This window comes from Streptomyces sp. NPDC096079 (assembly GCF_040303145.1).
Lineage (GTDB): Bacteria > Actinomycetota > Actinomycetes > Streptomycetales > Streptomycetaceae > Streptomyces.
This window is the reverse complement of sequence record NZ_JBEOST010000011.1, coordinates 158065-175980: the sequence shown is the minus strand read 5'-3', so window position 1 is coordinate 175980 and position 17916 is coordinate 158065. Positions and strand designations below refer to the sequence as shown.

General features: G+C 71.7%; 21 protein-coding genes. 16 read left to right on the top strand and 5 right to left on the bottom strand.

Annotated elements, in window-relative coordinates; genetic code table 11:
- Positions 1-140: 140 nt before the first annotated feature.
- From leuC to ABTY59_RS22980, 4 genes are all read left to right on the top strand, one after another.
- A complete protein-coding gene (gene leuC, locus ABTY59_RS22995; RefSeq protein ID WP_352020880.1) occupies positions 141-1565 on the top strand; it encodes a 3-isopropylmalate dehydratase large subunit in 1425 nt (474 codons plus the stop codon).
- Positions 1566-1571: 6 nt separating this feature from the next.
- A complete protein-coding gene (gene leuD / locus ABTY59_RS22990; protein ID WP_352020879.1) occupies positions 1572-2165 on the top strand; it encodes a 3-isopropylmalate dehydratase small subunit in 594 nt (197 codons plus the stop codon).
- Positions 2166-2269: 104 nt separating this feature from the next.
- On the top strand, positions 2270-2497 hold the full coding sequence (locus ABTY59_RS22985; RefSeq protein ID WP_015036430.1) for an SCO5555 family protein: 228 nt from the start codon (positions 2270-2272) through the stop codon (positions 2495-2497).
- A gap of 143 nt (positions 2498-2640) precedes the next feature.
- Complete coding sequence (locus tag ABTY59_RS22980) at positions 2641-3336, top strand: HU family DNA-binding protein (RefSeq protein WP_352020878.1); 696 nt, start codon at positions 2641-2643, stop codon at positions 3334-3336.
- 82 nt (positions 3337-3418) lie between these two features.
- On the opposite strand, the gene ABTY59_RS22975 is transcribed toward ABTY59_RS22980, so the two are convergent.
- Positions 3419-3628 (bottom strand): hypothetical protein, encoded by a 210-nt coding sequence (locus ABTY59_RS22975; protein ID WP_352020877.1) that lies wholly within the window; start codon positions 3626-3628, stop codon positions 3419-3421.
- 10 nt (positions 3629-3638) lie between these two features.
- Complete coding sequence (cofC, locus tag ABTY59_RS22970) at positions 3639-4298, bottom strand: 2-phospho-L-lactate guanylyltransferase (RefSeq protein WP_352020876.1); 660 nt, start codon at positions 4296-4298, stop codon at positions 3639-3641.
- Between the two features lie 127 nt (positions 4299-4425).
- Here cofC and ABTY59_RS22965 point away from each other — a divergent pair, with 127 nt between their 5' ends.
- From ABTY59_RS22965 to ABTY59_RS22955, 3 genes are all read left to right on the top strand, one after another.
- A complete protein-coding gene (locus tag ABTY59_RS22965; protein ID WP_352020875.1) occupies positions 4426-5178 on the top strand; it encodes a lysophospholipid acyltransferase family protein in 753 nt (250 codons plus the stop codon).
- On the top strand, positions 5175-6176 hold the full coding sequence (locus ABTY59_RS22960; RefSeq protein WP_352020874.1) for an NAD(P)H-dependent glycerol-3-phosphate dehydrogenase: 1002 nt from the start codon (positions 5175-5177) through the stop codon (positions 6174-6176). Before ABTY59_RS22965 ends, ABTY59_RS22960 begins: the two co-directional genes overlap by 4 nt.
- Before the next feature lie 67 nt (positions 6177-6243).
- Positions 6244-7383: a D-alanine--D-alanine ligase family protein gene (locus tag ABTY59_RS22955; protein WP_352020873.1), complete on the top strand. Its 1140-nt coding sequence runs from the start codon at positions 6244-6246 to the stop codon at positions 7381-7383.
- Between the two features lie 31 nt (positions 7384-7414).
- On the opposite strand, the gene ABTY59_RS22950 is transcribed toward ABTY59_RS22955, so the two are convergent.
- Both ABTY59_RS22950 and ABTY59_RS22945 read right to left on the bottom strand, forming a co-directional pair.
- Positions 7415-7912, bottom strand: coding sequence for a DUF3515 domain-containing protein (locus tag ABTY59_RS22950; RefSeq protein WP_352020872.1), 498 nt, complete (start codon positions 7910-7912; stop codon positions 7415-7417).
- 20 nt (positions 7913-7932) lie between these two features.
- Positions 7933-8166 carry an Lrp/AsnC family transcriptional regulator gene (locus tag ABTY59_RS22945; RefSeq protein ID WP_017947604.1) on the bottom strand — a complete coding sequence of 78 codons (234 nt, stop codon included), beginning with the start codon at positions 8164-8166 and terminating at the stop codon, positions 7933-7935.
- 233 nt (positions 8167-8399) lie between these two features.
- Here ABTY59_RS22945 and ABTY59_RS22940 point away from each other — a divergent pair, with 233 nt between their 5' ends.
- Positions 8400-9362, top strand: a complete 963-nt coding sequence (locus ABTY59_RS22940; RefSeq protein ID WP_116158650.1) for a thiamine-phosphate kinase — start codon at positions 8400-8402, stop codon at positions 9360-9362.
- Positions 9359-10156 carry a bifunctional hydroxymethylpyrimidine kinase/phosphomethylpyrimidine kinase gene (gene thiD, locus ABTY59_RS22935; protein ID WP_352020871.1) on the top strand — a complete coding sequence of 266 codons (798 nt, stop codon included), beginning with the start codon at positions 9359-9361 and terminating at the stop codon, positions 10154-10156. The genes ABTY59_RS22940 and thiD overlap by 4 nt, the downstream gene beginning before the upstream one ends.
- A gap of 92 nt (positions 10157-10248) precedes the next feature.
- Here thiD and rpmB read toward each other — a convergent pair whose 3' ends face one another.
- The gene (gene rpmB, locus ABTY59_RS22930; RefSeq protein ID WP_003957616.1) at positions 10249-10434 is read right to left on the bottom strand and encodes a 50S ribosomal protein L28; all 186 of its coding nucleotides are present in this window, start codon (positions 10432-10434) and stop codon (positions 10249-10251) included.
- Positions 10435-10671: 237 nt separating this feature from the next.
- Between rpmB and ABTY59_RS22925 the strand changes: the two genes are divergently transcribed.
- The 7 genes from ABTY59_RS22925 to rpmF all read left to right on the top strand — a co-directional run bounded on the left by ABTY59_RS22925 (position 10672) and on the right by rpmF (position 17911).
- Positions 10672-12390, top strand: a complete 1719-nt coding sequence (locus tag ABTY59_RS22925) for a DAK2 domain-containing protein (RefSeq protein WP_352020870.1) — start codon at positions 10672-10674, stop codon at positions 12388-12390.
- A 60-nt stretch (positions 12391-12450) separates the two neighbouring features.
- The gene (gene recG, locus ABTY59_RS22920) at positions 12451-14643 is read left to right on the top strand and encodes an ATP-dependent DNA helicase RecG (RefSeq protein WP_352020869.1); all 2193 of its coding nucleotides are present in this window, start codon (positions 12451-12453) and stop codon (positions 14641-14643) included.
- A 71-nt stretch (positions 14644-14714) separates the two neighbouring features.
- A complete protein-coding gene (gene rsmD, locus ABTY59_RS22915; protein ID WP_352020868.1) occupies positions 14715-15296 on the top strand; it encodes a 16S rRNA (guanine(966)-N(2))-methyltransferase RsmD in 582 nt (193 codons plus the stop codon).
- Positions 15297-15322: 26 nt separating this feature from the next.
- Positions 15323-15802 carry a pantetheine-phosphate adenylyltransferase gene (coaD, locus tag ABTY59_RS22910; RefSeq protein ID WP_189806272.1) on the top strand — a complete coding sequence of 160 codons (480 nt, stop codon included), beginning with the start codon at positions 15323-15325 and terminating at the stop codon, positions 15800-15802.
- A 110-nt stretch (positions 15803-15912) separates the two neighbouring features.
- A complete protein-coding gene (locus tag ABTY59_RS22905; RefSeq protein WP_352020867.1) occupies positions 15913-16944 on the top strand; it encodes a F0F1 ATP synthase subunit B in 1032 nt (343 codons plus the stop codon).
- Between the two features lie 137 nt (positions 16945-17081).
- Entirely contained in the window at positions 17082-17735 is a 654-nt protein-coding gene (locus ABTY59_RS22900; RefSeq protein WP_352020943.1) for a YceD family protein, read from the top strand.
- A 2-nt stretch (positions 17736-17737) separates the two neighbouring features.
- On the top strand, positions 17738-17911 hold the full coding sequence (gene rpmF, locus ABTY59_RS22895; RefSeq protein ID WP_015036448.1) for a 50S ribosomal protein L32: 174 nt from the start codon (positions 17738-17740) through the stop codon (positions 17909-17911).
- The last annotated feature ends 5 nt before the right edge of the window (positions 17912-17916 follow it).

Genomic DNA, 17916 nt, shown 5'->3' with positions numbered 1-17916 from the left:
GCAACGATATTCGCGTCTCACTCTGTGAAACGCAAGTTCAATTTTTCTCGGAACCTGTGACCCTGGTGATGCGGCCGCACAACGGCCCGCGGAACGGGTCTCTAGTTGTGCCGGCGTAGACGTCGGCCGGAGGGAAAGCGATGGGTAGGACACTCGCGGAGAAGGTCTGGGACGACCACGTCGTCCGGCGCGCCGAGGGCGAGCCCGACCTCCTCTTCATCGATCTGCACCTGCTGCACGAGGTGACCAGCCCCCAGGCCTTCGACGGCCTCCGGCAGAACGGCCGGCAGGTGCGGCGCCTCGACCTCACCATCGCCACCGAGGACCACAACACGCCCACCCTCGACATCGACAAGCCGATCGCGGACCCGGTCTCCCGCGCACAGCTGGAGACCCTCCGTAAGAACTGTGCCGAGTTCGGCGTCCGACTGCACCCGCTGGGCGACGTCGAGCAGGGCGTCGTCCACGTCGTGGGACCGCAGCTGGGCCTGACCCAGCCCGGCACCACCGTGGTCTGCGGCGACTCGCACACCTCCACGCACGGCGCCTTCGGCGCGCTGGCGTTCGGCATCGGCACCAGCCAGGTCGAGCACGTGCTCGCCACCCAGACGCTGCCGCTGGCCCGCCCGAAGACCATGGCGATCACGGTCGACGGCGAGCTGCCCGAGGACGTCACCGCCAAGGACCTGATCCTGGCCATCATCGCCAAGATCGGCACCGGCGGCGGCCAGGGCTACATCCTGGAGTACCGCGGCTCCGCCATCGAGAAGCTCTCGATGGAGGCCCGGATGACCATCTGCAACATGTCGATCGAGGCCGGCGCCCGTGCGGGCATGATCGCCCCCGACGAGACCACCTTCGCCTACCTGGAGGGCCGCGCCCACGCCCCCGAGGGCGAGGACTGGGACGCCGCCGTCGCGTACTGGAAGACCCTGCGGTCCGACGAGGACGCCGTCTTCGACGCCGAGGTCGTCATCGACGCGGCCGCGCTGGCCCCGTTCGTCACCTGGGGCACCAACCCCGGCCAGGGCGCCCCGCTTTCGGCGAACGTCCCCGACCCGGCTTCGTACGAAGACGCTTCGGAGCGCCTGGCCGCCGAAAAGGCCCTGGAGTACATGGGGTTGACCGCCGGACAGCCGCTGCGCGACATCAAGGTCGACACCGTCTTCGTAGGCTCCTGCACCAACGGCCGCATCGAGGACCTGCGGAACGCGGCCTCCCTGCTGGAGGGCCGCACGGTCGCCGACGGCGTCCGCATGCTGGTCGTCCCCGGCTCGGTCCGGGTCGCCCTGCAGGCCGTCGAGGAGGGCCTGGACAAGGTCTTCAAGGAGGCCGGCGCCGAATGGCGGCACGCGGGCTGCTCGATGTGCCTGGGCATGAACCCCGACCAATTGGCCCCCGGTGAGCGTTCCGCGTCCACCTCCAACCGCAACTTCGAGGGCCGGCAGGGCAAGGGCGGCCGGACGCACCTGGTCTCCCCCCAGGTCGCCGCCGCCACCGCCGTCCTCGGCCACCTGGCCTCCCCGGCCGATCTGTCCGACGTCGCCACCACCGCGGGGGTCTGAGGAACCATGGAAGCTTTCACCACGCACACCGGCCGGGCCGTCCCGCTGCGCCGCAGCAACGTCGACACCGACCAGATCATCCCGGCGCACTGGCTGAAGAAGGTCACCCGCGACGGCTTCGAGGACGGCCTCTTCGAGGCCTGGCGCAAGGACTCCGAGTTCGTCCTCAACCGCCCCGAGCGGCAGGGCGCCACGGTCCTGGTCGCCGGCCCCGACTTCGGCACCGGCTCCTCCCGTGAGCACGCCGTCTGGGCGCTCCAGAACTACGGCTTCCAGGCGGTCATCTCGTCCCGCTTCGCCGACATCTTCCGCGGCAACTCGCTGAAGAACGGCCTGCTGACCGTCGTCCTCCCGCAGGAGACGGTGGACGCCCTCTGGGAGCTGACCGAGGCCGACCCGACCGCCGAGGTCACCGTCGACCTGGAGGCCCGCAAGGTCCTGGCCGACGGGATCGACGCCGACTTCGAGCTCGACGAGAACGCCCGCTGGCGTCTGCTGAACGGCCTCGACGACATCAGCCTCACCCTTCAGAACGAAGCCGACATCGCGGCCTACGAGGCGGCTCGACCGGGCTTCAAGCCCCGTACAATTACGGCCTGAGCAGCGCTTTTCCAAGACTGCGCCCCCCACCGTCCGGTGGGGGGCGCAGTCGCTTGTTGAGACCCTGTCGGGCGACAACTCGCCCTAGATGGCACAATCGGTGCATGGAACGCGACAGCCAACTCGAGCTCTACGAGGCAGTCGCCGCCCGATTGAAGGAAGCGCACACAAGGGTGCGCTCACTGCAAGTCCCGGAGGGCGTAAGGATGGCGCTGTCCCGGAAGCTGCTGGTCGTCACGGCAGCGGCGAAGCACGATCTCAAGGACGCGGCAACGCGTCTGGACCGGTTGATGAAGGACCTCGACGAGGGCCGATTCCCAGAGGACGACTGACACCAGGAACTCCGCAACGGGACTTCTGCGTTGCGGCACTAGGGTGATTAGACCGTTTCGTGTTTGATTTGCGGTATATACATGCCTAACGTGCGAAAAAGCTTGAACACTTTCGTTCTGGCAATGTCTCCGAAGGGGAAGACGTGAACAAGGCGCAGCTCGTAGAAGCGATTGCCGACAAGATGGGCGGTCGTCAGCAGGCCGCCGAAGCCGTCGACCACGTGCTCGACGCCATCGTGCGTGCCGTGGTGGCCGGTGACCGGGTCTCGGTCACCGGTTTCGGCTCGTTCGAGAAGGTCGACCGGCCGGCCCGCTACGCCCGCAACCCGCAGACGGGTGAGCGGGTCCGGGTCAAGAAGACCTCCGTCCCGCGCTTCCGTGCAGGTCAGGGCTTCAAGGACCTGGTCAGCGGCTCGAAGAAGCTCCCCAAGGGCGGCGAGGTCTCCGTCAAGAAGGCCCCCAAGGGCAGCCTCACCGGTGGCGCCTCCGCGACCGTGAAGAAGGCCGCCGCGAAGAAGGCCACCACCGCCAAGAAGGCCGCCGCGAAGAAGGCGACCCCGGCGAAGAAGACCACGGCCGCCGTCAAGAAGGCGACGCCCGCGAAGAAGACCACGACGGCCGCGAAGAAGGCGACGCCGGCGAAGAAGGCCACCACGGCCGCGACGAAGAAGACCGCCGCCGCAGCCAAGAAGACCACCACGGCCGCCGCCAAGAAGGCGACGAAGGCCACGGCCAAGAAGACCGCGCCGGCCGCGAAGAAGGCCACGGCGACGAAGGCGCCCGCCAAGAAGACGACGGCGCGCAAGACCACCGCCAAGAAGACCGCCGCCAAGAAGTAGGACGCGCGGTACCGACCCGCCGGGCCGGGCTCCCCCCGGGGAGCCCGGCCCGCGGCGCGTCCGGACGGCCCCGCCGGGCGTCTCAGAAGGTCTGCAGCGTCACCAGGGTGATCCGCAGTCCCGGGCCCGACGTGCCGGGCTCGGCCTCGATCCGCACCCGCTGCCCCGGCCGCAGCAGCCGGAGCCCGCCCGCCTCGAAGGCCTCCGCCCCGAACTCCACGGGGGTGCCGTCGTCGAGCAGCACACTGCCGCTGTGGGTCTCGGGGTCGTACGTGAACGCGGTCGCCTGCATGGACCGCAGCCTATCCGGCCGCCGTCAGCCACCGGGCGGCCGTCCGGGGACCGAGCCCGAGGGCGCGGGCCGCCGCCAGATCCTCCCCGGTGTCCACGTCCCGGCGTACGGAATCGACCCCGGCGAGCCGGATTTCCACCGCCCCCGAAGACAAATGCCGCAGCCTCGACGCGCCCCCGAAAGCCGGTTCCAATTCCACCCCCGGAGCAGCCGAGAGGAATGTCGTACCTATTTCGGCGGCATCCGCGAGAAATGCCCTCGGAAAATTGCCGGCCGCCTGAAGGACCCGGTCGAGCTCCGCGGGCCGCAGCGCCGGAAGGTCCGCGTTGAGCGCCGCCACGCGCGCGTGCGGCCGGCCCGCCCGTACGGCACGGGCCCCGTGCGCGAGCGCCGCGTTGAGCCCGGCGGCGGGGGAGTCCGGCACGATCCGCGCCCCCAGGGCCGCGAGCGCCGCCCCGGCCTCGGCGTCGTCCGTGACGACCGCCACATCGCGCACGCGTGCGCAGTCCAGCACCGCCGCCACGGTGTCCTCGGCGAACGCCAGCGCGAGCCGGGGGCGCAGCCGGGCCCCCGCCGCCGCGGCCAGTCTGCTCTTCGCCAGGGCAAGGGGCTTCAGGGGGACGACCAGGGACCAGCCGTCGTCGGCGTCGGTGTGCGGCAGCTGCTTCATCGGGGCCCATTCTGTCCCGCCCAGGCGGTCCGCCCGAGGGCCCGGGGCGTACGGTGTCACTCGACAGACCAGGAGCATGGGGCGACACTTGACCCCCTGCCAGCCAGTCCCGGAGAAAGGTGTCCGAGTGCCCCGCCGCAGAATCGGCTTCTGGTACCGCCTCGCGGCGGTCATCGCCAAACCCCCCCTGGTGGTTCTGTTCAAGCGGGACTGGCGCGGTATGGAGCACGTTCCGGCCGACGGCGGTTTCATCACCGCGGTCAACCACAACTCCTACCTGGACCCGCTGTCCTACGCGCACTACCAGTACAACACCGGTCGCGTCCCGCGCTTCCTCGCCAAGGCCGGCCTCTTCAAGGGCGGCTTCGTCGGGACCATGCTGCGCAACACGGGCCAGATCCCCGTGTACCGCGAGACGACCAACGCGCTGGACGCCTTCCGGGCCGCCGTCGACGCCATCGAGCGCGGCGAGTGCGTCGCCTTCTACCCCGAGGGCACCCTCACCCGGGACCCCGAGATGTGGCCCATGGCCGGCAAGACCGGCGCCGCCCGCGTCGCACTGCTCACCCAGGCTCCCGTCATCCCGGTGGCCCAGTGGGGCGCCAACCTCGCGATGCCGCCGTACGCCAAGGAGAACAAGCTCAGCCTGTTCCCCCGCAAGACGCTGATCGTGCAGGCCGGACCGCCCGTCGACCTCTCCCGCTTCCACGGCCTGGAGCCGACGCCCGAGGTGCTCCGCGAGGCCACCGAGGTCATCATGGCCGCCATCACCGCCCTCCTGGAGGAGGTCCGCGGCGAGCAGGCCCCCGCCGAGCCGTACGACCACCGCAAGGCCCGCCTGGAGCAGCGGCGCAAGGCCGCCGGGGAGGGCACCAAGTGACGAGGGCAGCCGTCTTCGGCAACGGATCCTGGGGCACCGCCTTCGCGATGGTGCTCGCCGACGCGGGCTGCGAGGTGAGCCTCTGGGGCCGCCGGGCCGAACTCGCCAAGGAGATCAACACCTCCCGGGTCAACCCCGACTACCTGCCGGGCGTCGAACTCCCGCGGGGGATCACGGCCACCGCGGACCCGGCGGAGGCCGCCGCGGAGGCCGACTTCACCGTCCTCGTCGTCCCCTCCCAGACCCTGCGCGGCAACCTCGCCGCCTGGCGGCCCGTGCTCGCCCCGGACACCGTGCTCGTCTCCCTCATGAAGGGCGTCGAACTCGGCACCGCCAAGCGGATGAGCGAGGTCATCACCGAGGTCGCGGACGTGCCCGCCGACCGCGTCGCCGTCCTCACCGGCCCCAACCTGGCCAAGGAGATCGCCGCCCGGCAGCCCGCCGCCGCGGTCGTCGCCTGCTCCGACGAGACGGTCGCCCAGCGGCTCCAGACCGCCTGCATGACCCCGTACTTCCGCCCGTACACCAACACCGACGTGGTGGGCTGCGAGCTCGGCGGCGCCGTCAAGAACGTCATCGGCCTCGCCGTCGGCATCGCCAACGGGATGGGCCTCGGCGACAACTCCAAGGCCACGCTGATCACCCGCGGCCTCGCCGAGACCACCCGCCTCGGCCTCGCCATGGGCGCCGATCCGCTCACCTTCTCCGGCCTCGCGGGCCTCGGCGACCTCGTCGCCACCTGCTCCTCGCCGCTCTCCCGGAACAACACCTTCGGCACCAACCTCGGCCGCGGGATGACCCTCCAGGAGACCATCGCGGCCACCAAGCAGACCGCCGAGGGCGTCAAGTCCTGCGAGTCCGTGCTCGATCTGGGCCGCCGCCACGGCGTCGACATGCCCATCACCGAGACCGTCGTCTCGATCGTCCACGACGGCAAGCCGCCGGTGGTGGCGCTCAAGGAGCTGATGTCGCGCTCGGCCAAGTCCGAGCGCCGCTGAGCCGGACGCGCGGGGCGGCAGCGGGGCGCTCAGGAGTTCGGAAGCCGCAAGGTACGCTCATCGCGATATGAGCGAGAACACCCAGAGCCCCCGCAAGCCGCGCGTGGCCGTCGTCTTCGGCGGACGCAGCTCCGAGCACGCCATCTCCGTCGTCACGGCGGGCGCCGTCCTGAGCGCCATCGACCGGGACAAGTACGACGTGCTGCCCATCGGCATCACGACGGACGGGCGCTGGGCGCTCACCGCCGACGCCCCCGAGCGCATGGCCATCGCCGACCGCGCCCTGCCGAACGTGGCCGACCTGGCCGAGTCCGAGGAGGGCGGCGTCGTCCTCTCCGTCGACCCCGCCAACCGCGAGGTCGTCCTCACCGAGCCCGGGAACGTGCCCAGGGCCCTCGGCGAGGTCGACGTGGTCTTCCCGATGCTCCACGGCCCGTACGGCGAGGACGGCACCCTCCAGGGCCTCCTGGAGCTCTCCGGCGTCCCCTACGTCGGCGCGGGCGTCCTCGCCTCCGCCGTCGGCCAGGACAAGGAGTACATGAAGCGGGTCTTCGTCTCCTTCGGCCTCCCGGTCGGCCCCTACGAGGTCATCCGCCCGCGCGAGTGGGAGCAGAGCCCCGCCGCCGCCCGCAAGAAGATCGTCGAGTTCGCCGCCGAGCACGGCTGGCCGCTCTTCGTGAAGCCGGCCCGCGGCGGCTCGTCCATGGGCATCACCAAGGTCGACGACCTCTCCGGCCTGGACGAGGCCATCGAGGAGGCCCGCCGCCACGACCCCAAGATCCTCGTCGAGTCGCTGCTGCGCGGCCGCGAGATCGAGTGCGGCGTCCTGGAGTTCGAGGACGGCCCGCGCGCCAGCGTGCCCGCCGAGATCCCGCCGGTCACCGACCACGACTTCTACGACTTCGAGGCCAAGTACATCGACTCGGCCTCCGGCATCGTGCCCGCCCCCATCGGGGACGAGGCCACCGCCGAGGTCCAGCGCCTCGCCGTCGCCGCCTACGAGGCGGTGTCCTGCGAGGGCCTGGTCCGCGCCGACTTCTTCCTCACGGAGGACGGCGACTTCGTCATCAACGAGATCAACACCATGCCGGGCTTCACGCCCATCTCCATGTACCCGCGCATGTGGCAGGAGAGCGGCGTCGGCTACCCCGAGCTCGTCGACCGGCTCATCCAGGCCGCGCTGACCCGCTCCACGGGCCTGCGCTAGCCGACCGGCGTCCCCTGGCGCCCGGGTGCGATCACGAGCACTCCGGCGCCAGGGCGCACGGCACGGCCCGCTCCACGGGGCTCGCGAGATCCGTGAGCGGGCCGACGTCGTGCGCGTACCGCTCGTCCAGGGTCACCTCGACGTACGTCCTCCGGTACACCGTGGTGAAACGCGGCCCGTCGCCCGCGCGCTGCTCCAGCATCCACCGCACGCCGTTCGCGGAGATGCCCTGCGCCTTCGGGTCGCTCATCTTTTCGGGCCGGGGGACCCCGCAGCGCAGTACGATCGCACCGTCACCCCACCCGGCGGTCAACTCGGAGCCGGGCTCCGGGTCACTCCGCTCCAGACCCGCCACGGTCTCCGGAAGCTCCTTCGCCAGGGCCTGGCAGTAGGGGGCCTCCTCCGCCGGCGGGCTCGGGACCACGACGGACGCCGCGGCGTCCGGCGAGGAACACCCGGCGGCGGCCGACAGCAGGACGGCGGCCGCGACGGCGGCGGGCAGGCCGAAGGGCCGGTGGGAAGACGTCACCGGCCAAGCGTAGACGGGGGCTACAGATGAACGACCGGGCAGGTGAGGGTGCGCGTGATGCCGTCCACTTGCTGGACCTTGGCGACCACCATGCGGCCCAGCTCGTCGACTGTGTCCGCCTGTGCGCGCACGATCACGTCGTACGGACCGGTCACGTCTTCGGCCTGGATCACCCCCGGGATCTTGGAGATGGTGTCGGCGACGGTCGACGCCTTGCCCACCTCGGTCTGGATGAGGATGTACGCCTGAACCACGGAACCTCCAGGGCGACCACGAGGATCTTGTGGGAGAAAGGGACGCCACGGTACCGCGTCGCCGCGGGCCACGGGGAGACCCGCGCGCCCGGAGGCGCTCGGGGTGTGGCGTACGCAGGACAGAAGTTGACGGTCTACTTGACGGTACCCAGCACGGTGACGGCCCGCGACCCGCGGCGCGCGACGACGCGCCCCCGCCCGCCGGCCGGCACGAAGACACGAGGTGAATCGCGGTGAAGGGCACAGTCGGAGAGCTGGGCGAGTTCGGGCTCATCAGAGAGCTCACGTCCCGGCTCACCTCCACCCCGGCGGTACGGATCGGGCCCGGCGACGACGCCGCGGTCGTCTCCGCACCCGACCGGCGCGTGGTGGCCAGCACGGACATCCTCCTCGAAGGACGTCACTTCCGCCGCGACTGGTCGACGGCGTACGACGTCGGCCGCAAGGCCGCCGCACAGAACCTCGCCGACATCGCCGCCATGGGCGCGGTCCCCACCGCGCTCCTCCTCGGCCTCGTCGTCCCCGCCGAACTTCCCGTCACCTGGCCCACGGAACTCATGGACGGCCTGCGCGACGAATGTCAGGTCGCGGGCGCCGCCGTGGTCGGCGGCGACGTCGTCCGCGGCGACACGATCATGGTCTCCATCACGGCCCTCGGCGACCTCCGCAACCACGACCCGGTCACCCGCGGCGGCGCCCAGCCCGGCGACGTCGTCGCCTACACCGGCTGGCTCGGCTGGTCCGCCGCCGGATACGCGGTCCTCTCCCGCGGCTTCCGCTCCCCGCGCGCCTTCGTCGAGGCCCACCGCAGGCCCGAGCCGCCGTACCACGCCGGCCCCGCCGCCGCCGGACTCGGCGCCACCGCCATGTGCGACGTCAGCGACGGCCTCATCGCCGACCTCGGGCACATCGCCGAGGCCAGCAAGGTCCGCATCGACCTCCGCTCGGGGCTCATCGACATCCCCACCCAGATGAACGACATCGGCCAGGCCGTCGGCGTCGACCCCATGCAGTGGGTGCTCACCGGGGGAGAGGACCACGCCATCGTGGCCACCTTCCCGCCGGACGTGAAGCTGCCCGCCCGCTGGAAGGTCATCGGGGAGGTCCTCCACCCCTCGGCGCTGCCCCAGGTCACCGTGGACGGCGCGCCCTGGCACAGCGTCGGCGGCTGGGACCACTTCGGAGAGACCGAGTGAATCCGCCCCTCGTGCTCACCGTCGCCGGATCCGACTCCGGCGGCGGCGCCGGGATCCAGGCCGACCTGAAGACGATGCTCGCCCTCGGCGTGCACGGCATGAGCGTGGTCACCGCCGTCACCGCCCAGAACTCGCGGGGCGTCCACGGCGTCTGGGAGCTGCCCGTCGACGCCGTGCGGGCCCAGTACCGGGCCGTCGTCGACGACATCGGCGTCCAGGCCGTGAAGACCGGCATGCTGGCCTCCGCCGCGCTCGTGGAGACCGTCGCCGCACTCCTCGCGGACACGGACGCCCCCGCCGTCGTGGACCCGGTCGGCGTCTCCAAGCACGGGGATCCGCTGCTCGCGGAGGCCGCGCTCGACTCCGTCCGTACGAAGCTGCTGCCGGTCGCGACCGTCGCCACGCCCAACCTGGACGAGGTGACGCAGCTCACGGGCCTGGTGGTCGAGGACGAGGCCGGAATGCGGCGGGCGGGCGAGGCGATCCTCGCGTACGGGCCGCGCTGGGCGCTGATCAAGGGCGGCCATCTCCCCGGAGACTTCGCCGAGGTCGTGGACCTGCTCACCGACGGCACCGAGGAGCACTGGCTGTACGCGCCCCGGTACGACAACCGGCACACCCACGGCACGGGCTGCACGCTCGCCTCGGCGGTCGCCTCGGGCCTCGCCAAGGGCCTGGAGGTGCCGGAGGCGGTACGGGAGGCGAAGTCGTACGTGACCGGGGCCATCGCCGCCGGATTCGCCCTGGGCTCGGGCATCGGACCGGTCGACCACGGCTGGCGGTTCCGGGACTGAACCGCGTCAGGGCATGGCAAAAGGCCGGTTCACCGAGGTGAACCGGCCTCTCAAGGCAACCGCAGGGGCTGCGCTACGACAGAACGTCGCAATTAGCGCGAGACCTTGCCGGCCTTGATGCACGAGGTGCAGACGTTGAGCCGCTTCGGCGTCCGACCGACCACGGCACGCACGCGCTGGATGTTCGGGTTCCAGCGACGGGACGTACGGCGGTGCGAGTGCGAAATGTTGTTGCCGAAGCCCGGCCCCTTGCCGCAGACGTCGCAGTTGGCAGCCACGGGTCACTCCAAAGACTTCAGAATTACAGTGAAATCCGGCGCACCGGAATCAGGAGTCTGAAGTGGCTTGCCGGGGGATGGCCCGGTGTGAACCGGGCAACCGAAGCAGCATACAACGCCTGCTTCCGTGGAACGAAACTACCATGGTCTGCGCGGACCTCGCCCCGGGCCCAGGTCACGAGCGGGTGACCTCCGGTCTACCCTGCGGTGAGCTCACCGCCGAAGGAGGACCCCCCGTTGTCGCGAGCCCTTCAGCCCGACGAGGAGCTCGTCGAGCTCGACGCCGCAGCGGTCCGTACCTGGTGCGTACGGGCCCTCGACGCCCTCGGACGGGAGCGCGAGGAGATCGACGCGATCAACGTCTACCCGGTCGCGGACGGGGACACCGGCACCAATCTGTACCTGACCGCCGAGGCCGCCCACGAGGCCGTCGAGGCCGTCTTCGCCGCCTCCGCGCCCGACGCCGCCGAGGCCGTACGGGCCATGGCGCACGGCGCCCTGCTCGGCGCCCGCGGCAACTCCGGAACCATCCTCGCCCAGCTCCTGCGCGGCATGGCCGCCGTCCTCGCCGCAGGACGTGACGGCGATCACCTCGCCCGCGCCCTCGCCGAGGCCTCCGCCGCCGCGCGGCGGGCCGTCGCCCACCCCGTGGAGGGCACCGTCCTCACCGTCGCCGCGGCGGCCGCCGACGGCTGCGCGGGCGGCGGCACGCTCGCGGAGGTGGCCGCACGGGCCCACGAAGGGGCCAGGGAGGCCCTGGCGGCCACCCCCGGCCAACTGGACGTGCTCGGCCGCGCCGGCGTCGTGGACGCCGGCGGACGCGGCCTCGTCGCCGTCCTCGGAGCGCTCGTGGAGACCGTGACGGGCCGGGCCCCGGACCACGCGGGGGACGCGAGCGGGGTACGGGGCGGCGCGGGGGCCGTCGGCGGCGCGGGGCACGTCCACGTCCCGACCGCGCCCGGCGGGGTACGGCTCCTCGGCGACGTACGGGCCGTGCCGACCGCCCACGACGAGACCTGCGACGGCGAGGCAGGGCCCGCCTACGAGGTCATCTACCTCCTGGAGGCCGAGGACGCCGCCGTGGACCTGCTGCGCGCCCGGCTCGACGCCCTCGGCGACTCCCTCGTCGTCGTCGGCGGCGACGGCCTGTGGAACGTCCACGTCCACGTCGACGACGCGGGCGCCGCCGTCGAGGCCGGCGTCGAGGCCGGACGGCCCCACCGCATCCGCGTCACCCACTTCGCGGCCGCCGCGGCCGCCGCGGCGCGGGCCGGCGCCGGAGGCGGGGAGCGCGCCCAGCGCGCGGTCGTCGCCGTCGTCCCGGGCGAGGGCCTCGCCGGACTCTGCGCCGAGGCCGGCGCGACCACCGTCCGCAGCAGGCCGGGCGAACCGCCCGCCGGCGACGAGCTCGTCGAGGCGATCCGCCGGGCGCACGCGCGCGAGGTCGTCCTCCTGCCCAACGACACCGAGCTGCGCCAGACCGCGGCGGCCGCCGCCGAACGCGCCAGGGCCGAGGGCATCCGCGTGGCCCTCATCCCGACCCGGGCCGCCGTCCAGGGCATCGCCGCCCTCGCCGTCCACGAACCCGACCGGCGCTTCGACGAGGACGTCGTCGCCATGACGGCCGCCGCCGGAGCCACCCGCTACGCCGAACTCGCCGTCGCCGAACGCCAGTCCTTCACCTCGGCCGGCGTCTGCCAGGCCGGTGACGTCCTCGGCCTCATCGAGGGCGACGTCGCCGTCATCGGCGCCGACCTCACCGAGACCGCCCGCACCGTCCTGGACCGGATGCTCTCGGCGGGCGGCGAACTCGTCACGCTCGTCGTCGCCGACGACACCCCGCCCGGACTCGCCGCCGACCTGGAACGCCACGTCCGGCGCGGCTACCTGGCCGTCGACACCACCACGTACCACGCGGGCGCGGGGGCCCCGCCGCTGCTCATCGGGGTGGAATAGGCGGCGATCCGGGCGGTTGTCCACAGCCCTTCGGCACGGCTGTCGGTCCCGTGGTCTTCAATGGAAGGCGTGCCCGCGCTCGACGAACCACTCAAGAAGTCCCTCGGCCCCGCCACCGCCAAGGTCATGGCCGAGGCACTCGACCTGCACACGGTCGGGGACCTCCTCCACCACTACCCCCGCCGGTACGCCGAGCGCGGGGAGCTGACGACACTCTCCGACCTGCCGCTCGACGAGCACGTCACGGTGGTCGCGCAGGTCGCCGACGCCCGCGTGCACACGTTCAACGGCCCCAAGGGGCGCGGCCAGCGCCTCGAAGTGACCATCACCGACGGCAGCGGCCGCCTCCAGCTGGTCTTCTTCGGCAAGGGCGTGCACAAGCCGCACAAGGACCTGCTGCCCGGCACCCGCGCGATGTTCGCCGGCAAGGTCTCGCTCTTCAACCGCCGCCTCCAGCTCGCCCATCCCGCGTACGAACTCCTCCGCGGAGACAGCGAGGAGACGGTCGACACCTGGGCCGGCGCCCTCATCCCGATCTACCCGGCCACCACCAAGCTGGAGTCCTGGAAGATCGCCAAGGCCGTCGACGCCGTCCTGCCGAGCGCCGGGGACGCCGTCGACCCGCTGCCGCCCGCCCTCCGCGAGGGCCGCGGCCTCGCCGAGCTGCCCGACGCCCTGCGGATGATCCACCGCCCCCGCACCAAGGCGGACATCGCCGACGCCCGCGAGCGGCTCAAGTGGGACGAGGCCTTCGTGCTCCAGGTCGCCCTCGCCCGCCGCCGGCACGCCGACACCCAACTGCCCGCCGTCGCCCGGCGGCCCGCCCCCGGCGGCATCCTCGACGCCTTCGACGCCAAGCTGCCCTTCACCCTCACCGACGGCCAGACGAAGGTCTCCAAGGAGATCTTCGACGACCTCGCCACCGAGCACCCGATGCACCGCCTCCTCCAGGGCGAGGTCGGCAGCGGGAAGACGATGGTCGCCCTGCGCGCCATGCTCGCCGTCGTCGACTCCGGCGGGCAGGCCGCGATGCTCGCCCCCACCGAGGTCCTCGCCCAGCAGCACCACCGCTCCGTCACCGAGATGATGGGCGAGCTCGCCGAGGGAGGGATGCTCGGCGGCGCCGAGCGCGCCACCAAGGTCGTCCTGCTCACCGGCTCCATGGGCGCCGCCGCCCGCCGCCAGGCCCTCCTCGACCTGGTCACCGGCGAGGCCGGCATCGTCATCGGCACGCACGCGCTGATCGAGGACAAGGTCCGGTTCCACGACCTCGGCCTCGTCGTCGTCGACGAGCAGCACCGCTTCGGCGTCGAGCAGCGCGACGCCCTCCGCGGCAAGGGGAAGCAGCCCCCGCACCTCCTGGTGATGACCGCCACCCCCATCCCGCGCACGGTCGCCATGACCGTCTTCGGCGACCTGGAGACCTCCGTCCTCGACCAGCTGCCCGCCGGCCGCTCGCCGATCGCCAGCCACGTCGTCCCCGCCGCCGACAAGCCGCACTTCCTCGCCCGCGCCTGGGAGCGGGTCCGCGAGGAGGTGGGCAAGGGACACCAGGCGTACGTCGTCTGCCCCCGCATCGGCGACGAGGAGGACCAGAAGAAGAAGCCGAAGGCGTCCGCCGAGGACGAGGCCGAGAAGCGCCCGCCGCTCGCCGTCCTCGACGTCGCCGAGAAGCTCGGCACCGGCCCCCTCGCGGGCCTGCGCATCGCCGTCCTGCACGGCCGCATGCACCCGGACGACAAGGACGAGGTCATGCGCCGCTTCGCTGCCGCCGAGCTCGACGTCCTCGTCGCCACCACCGTCATCGAGGTGGGCGTCAACGTGCCCAACGCCACCGCCATGGTGATCATGGACGCCGACCGCTTCGGCGTCTCCCAGCTCCACCAGCTCCGCGGCCGCGTCGGCCGCGGCTCCGCCCCCGGCCTCTGCCTCCTGGTCAGCGAGATGCCCGAGGCCAGCCCCGCCCGCCAGCGGCTGAACGCCGTCGCCACCACCCTCGACGGCTTCGAACTCTCCCGCATCGACCTGGAGCAGCGGCGCGAGGGCGACGTCCTCGGCCAGGCCCAGTCCGGCGTCCGCTCCTCGCTGCGGGTGCTCACCGTCATCGACGACGAGGAGGTCATCGCCGCCGCCCGCGAGGAGGCCACCGCCCTCGTCCTCGCCGACCCCGACCTCACCGCGCACCCGGGCCTGCGCACCGCGCTCGACGCGCTCCTCAGCGAGGAGCGGGAGGAGTATCTGGAGAAGGGCTGAGCAGGCCTCGGCGCCCGCCCGCGGCCATATCCTGGGACCTACGCATTCGACGACGCAGGACGAGGACACCGATGACCCGCGTGATCGCCGGTACCGCCGGCGGACGGCGCCTTGCCGTGCCCCCCGGCAACGGCACCCGCCCCACCTCCGACCGGGCGCGGGAAGGCCTCTTCTCCACCTGGGAGGCGTTCCACGGCCTGCAGGGCGCCCGGGTCGCCGACCTGTACGCGGGCTCCGGCGCCGTCGGTCTCGAGGCGCTCTCCCGTGGCGCCGCGCACGCCCTCCTCGTCGAGGCCGAGCCCCGCGCCGCGAAGACGATCCGGGACAACGTCCGCTCGATCGGACTGCCCGGCGCCGAACTCCGCACGGGGAAGGCCGAGCAGATCGTGACGGGACCGGCCCCGGCCGACCCGTACGACCTCGTCTTCCTCGACCCGCCCTACGCCGTCGGCGACGACGATCTCCGCGAGATTCTCCTCACACTGCGCTCCGGGGGCTGGCTGAGCGAGGATGCGCTCGTCACCGTGGAGCGCAGCACCCGAGGCGGTGAATTCGGCTGGCCGGCCGGGTTCGAGGCCCTGCGGTCCCGTCGCTACGGCGAGGGAACGTTTTGGTACGGTCGCGCCGCCTCTACGTGCGAAGACGCACGATGACCGGACCGGAGAGCGAGGGACCCAAGTTGCGCCGCGCCGTCTGTCCGGGGTCATTCGACCCCATCACCAACGGACATCTCGACATCATCGCCCGAGCCTCCAAGCTGTACGACGTGGTGCACGTCGCGGTGATGATCAACCAGTCGAAGAAGGGCCTCTTCACGGTCGACGAGCGGATCGAGCTGATCCGCGAGGTCACCGCCGACTTCGGCAACGTCGAGGTGGAGTCCTTCCACGGCCTCCTCGTCGACTTCTGCAAGCAGCGCGACATCCCCGCGATCGTCAAGGGGCTGCGCGCCGTCAGCGACTTCGACTACGAGCTGCAGATGGCCCAGATGAACAACGGGCTCTCGGGCGTGGAGACCCTCTTCGTCCCCACCAACCCGACCTACAGCTTCCTGTCCTCCTCGCTGGTCAAGGAGGTGGCGGCCTGGGGCGGCGACGTCTCGCACCTGGTCCCGCCGCTGGTCCTCGGCCGGCTCACCGAGCGGCTCGCGCAGAAGTGACGCGCGGCCACCGCCGCTGACGCTCCGTCATCTGGTGTCGGACGGGCGCCGACTGCCCTTACAGTCGTCCCGTCCGTCTCCATCCAGCTGTAGAGAGTGGCGAGCACCAGGTGGACGTGCAGAAGAAGCTCGACGAGATCGTCGCGACCGTGCAGGGCGCCCGCTCCATGCCCATGTCGGCATCCTGCGTGGTCAACCGCGCCGAGCTGCTCGCCCTGCTCGAAGAGGTGCGGGAGGCCCTGCCCGGCTCCCTCGCCCAGGCCCAGGAGCTGATCGGCGGCCGCGAGCAGATGGTCGAGCAGGCCCGCCAGGAGGCCGAGCGGATCATCACGGCCGCCCACGCCGAGCGGGGCTCGATCGTCTCCGACACGCAGGTCGCCCGCGAGTCGCAGGAGGAGGCCGACCGGATCCTCTCCGAGGCCCGCCGCGAGGCCGAGGAGGTACGGGCCGAGGCCGACGACTACGTCGACTCCAAGCTCGCCAACTTCGAGGTCGTCCTCAACAAGACCATCGGCTCCGTCGACCGCGGGCGCGAGAAGCTCCTCGGCCGCGGCCCGGGTCTCGACCAGGACGGCTACGCCGACGCGGACGCCCCCGAGTACAGCTCCGACCCGCAGACCCTGATCCAGCGGGCCGACGAGTACGTGGACGCCAAGCTCGGCGCCTTCGAGGCCGTCCTCAGCAAGACCCTGGAGGCCGTCGGGCGCGGCCGGCAGAAGCTGCACGGCCGGATCGCCACCGACGCGCTCGGCGAGCACATGGCCGCGCAGGACGGTCTCGGCGGCGCGGTGCACACCAGCGACGCCGACTACCTGGCCGGGCTGGCGGAGCTGGCCACCCCCGAACCCGTACCGGCCGCGCAGATCCCCGCACAGCAGCAGCAGCCCGACCCGTACGGCTACCAGCAGCCGCAGCAGGACCCCGGCTACGGCTACGCCCAGCCCCAGCAGGACGCCTACGGCTACCAGCAGCAGGACCCCTACGCGTACCAGGGGCAGTACGGCTACGAGCAGCAGCAGTACGACCCCCAGGCGCACGCCCACGCCCAGCCGCAGCAGGCCGCCGCGCTCGACGAGACCAGCTTCTTCGACACGAGCATGATCGACCTGGAGCAGCTGCGCCGGTACGAACAGGGGCACTAGGGGGCACGGGGCCCGGATTGGGCCCTGGGCGAAGCGTCCAGTATCCTGGCTCTTCGGTCGCGCTATGTCCGCGATCCTTGCTGCCCACGTCTGGCAGCCTCCTCTACGCGCAGAACGATCCGAAAGCAGGAAGAGCCCTGAGCACGCGCCTCGACCACCGCAACCCCCTCGTGTTCGACACACACGAGCTGGGGCGGCGTCCTGGTGCCCTGCAGCGGCTCTCGCGTTCGGTCGAGGCCCCCAGGGACCTGGGCGTCGAAGGAGTCATCGGAGTGCCCGAGGGTGCTCCGGTGGACATCGATCTCCGTCTTGAGTCGGTCATGGAAGGGGTGCTTGTCACAGGCACCGCCCGTGCATCGGCCGAGGGGGAGTGCGTAAGGTGTCTGGAGCCCGTCGAGCTGGAGCTCGACGTGGACTTCCAGGAGATGTTCTCGTACCCCGACTCCGACGACCGGGGCCGCTCCAAGGCGGCCGCGGACGACGAAGCCGAGGACGACGAGGACATGATCCCCCTCGAGGACGGCATGTTCGACCTCGAACCCGTGCTGCGTGATGCGGTGGTGCTCGCACTTCCGATGCAGCCGGTGTGCCGGGAGGACTGTGCGGGTCTGTGTTCCGACTGCGGAGCCAACCTGAACGAGAACCCGGACCACCACCATGACGCCGTCGACATCCGTTGGGCGGCACTGCAGGGACTCGCCGGTTCGCTGGGAACCGATGAGAAGGACAACATGAGCGGCAAAGCCTCTGACGGGGACGTCCGAAGCGCCGCCGAGAAGCAGGAGAAGTAGCCGTGGCTGTTCCGAAGCGGAAGATGTCGCGCAGCAACACGCGCCACCGCCGGTCGCAGTGGAAGGCTGCGGTCCCCACCCTGGTTTCGTGTGAGCGTTGCCAGGAGCCGAAGCTGCAGCACATCGCGTGCCCGAGCTGCGGCACCTACAACAAGCGCCAGGTCCTCTCGGTCTGAGGCTG

What these genes read in the sequence shown, in the direction of transcription:
- recG (WP_352020869.1), top strand. Translation starts at nt 12,451, where the DNA reads ATGGAAGGCGTGCCCGCGCTCGACGAACCACTCAAGAAGTCCCTCGGC.
- leuC (WP_352020880.1), top strand. Translation starts at nt 141, where the DNA reads ATGGGTAGGACACTCGCGGAGAAGGTCTGGGACGACCACGTCGTCCGG.
- ABTY59_RS22975 (WP_352020877.1), bottom strand. Translation starts at nt 3,628, where the DNA reads ATGCAGGCGACCGCGTTCACGTACGACCCCGAGACCCACAGCGGCAGT.
- ABTY59_RS22955 (WP_352020873.1), top strand. Translation starts at nt 6,244, where the DNA reads ATGAGCGAGAACACCCAGAGCCCCCGCAAGCCGCGCGTGGCCGTCGTC.
- cofC (WP_352020876.1), bottom strand. Translation starts at nt 4,298, where the DNA reads ATGAAGCAGCTGCCGCACACCGACGCCGACGACGGCTGGTCCCTGGTC.
- rsmD (WP_352020868.1), top strand. Translation starts at nt 14,715, where the DNA reads ATGACCCGCGTGATCGCCGGTACCGCCGGCGGACGGCGCCTTGCCGTG.
- ABTY59_RS22985 (WP_015036430.1), top strand. Translation starts at nt 2,270, where the DNA reads ATGGAACGCGACAGCCAACTCGAGCTCTACGAGGCAGTCGCCGCCCGA.
- leuD (WP_352020879.1), top strand. Translation starts at nt 1,572, where the DNA reads ATGGAAGCTTTCACCACGCACACCGGCCGGGCCGTCCCGCTGCGCCGC.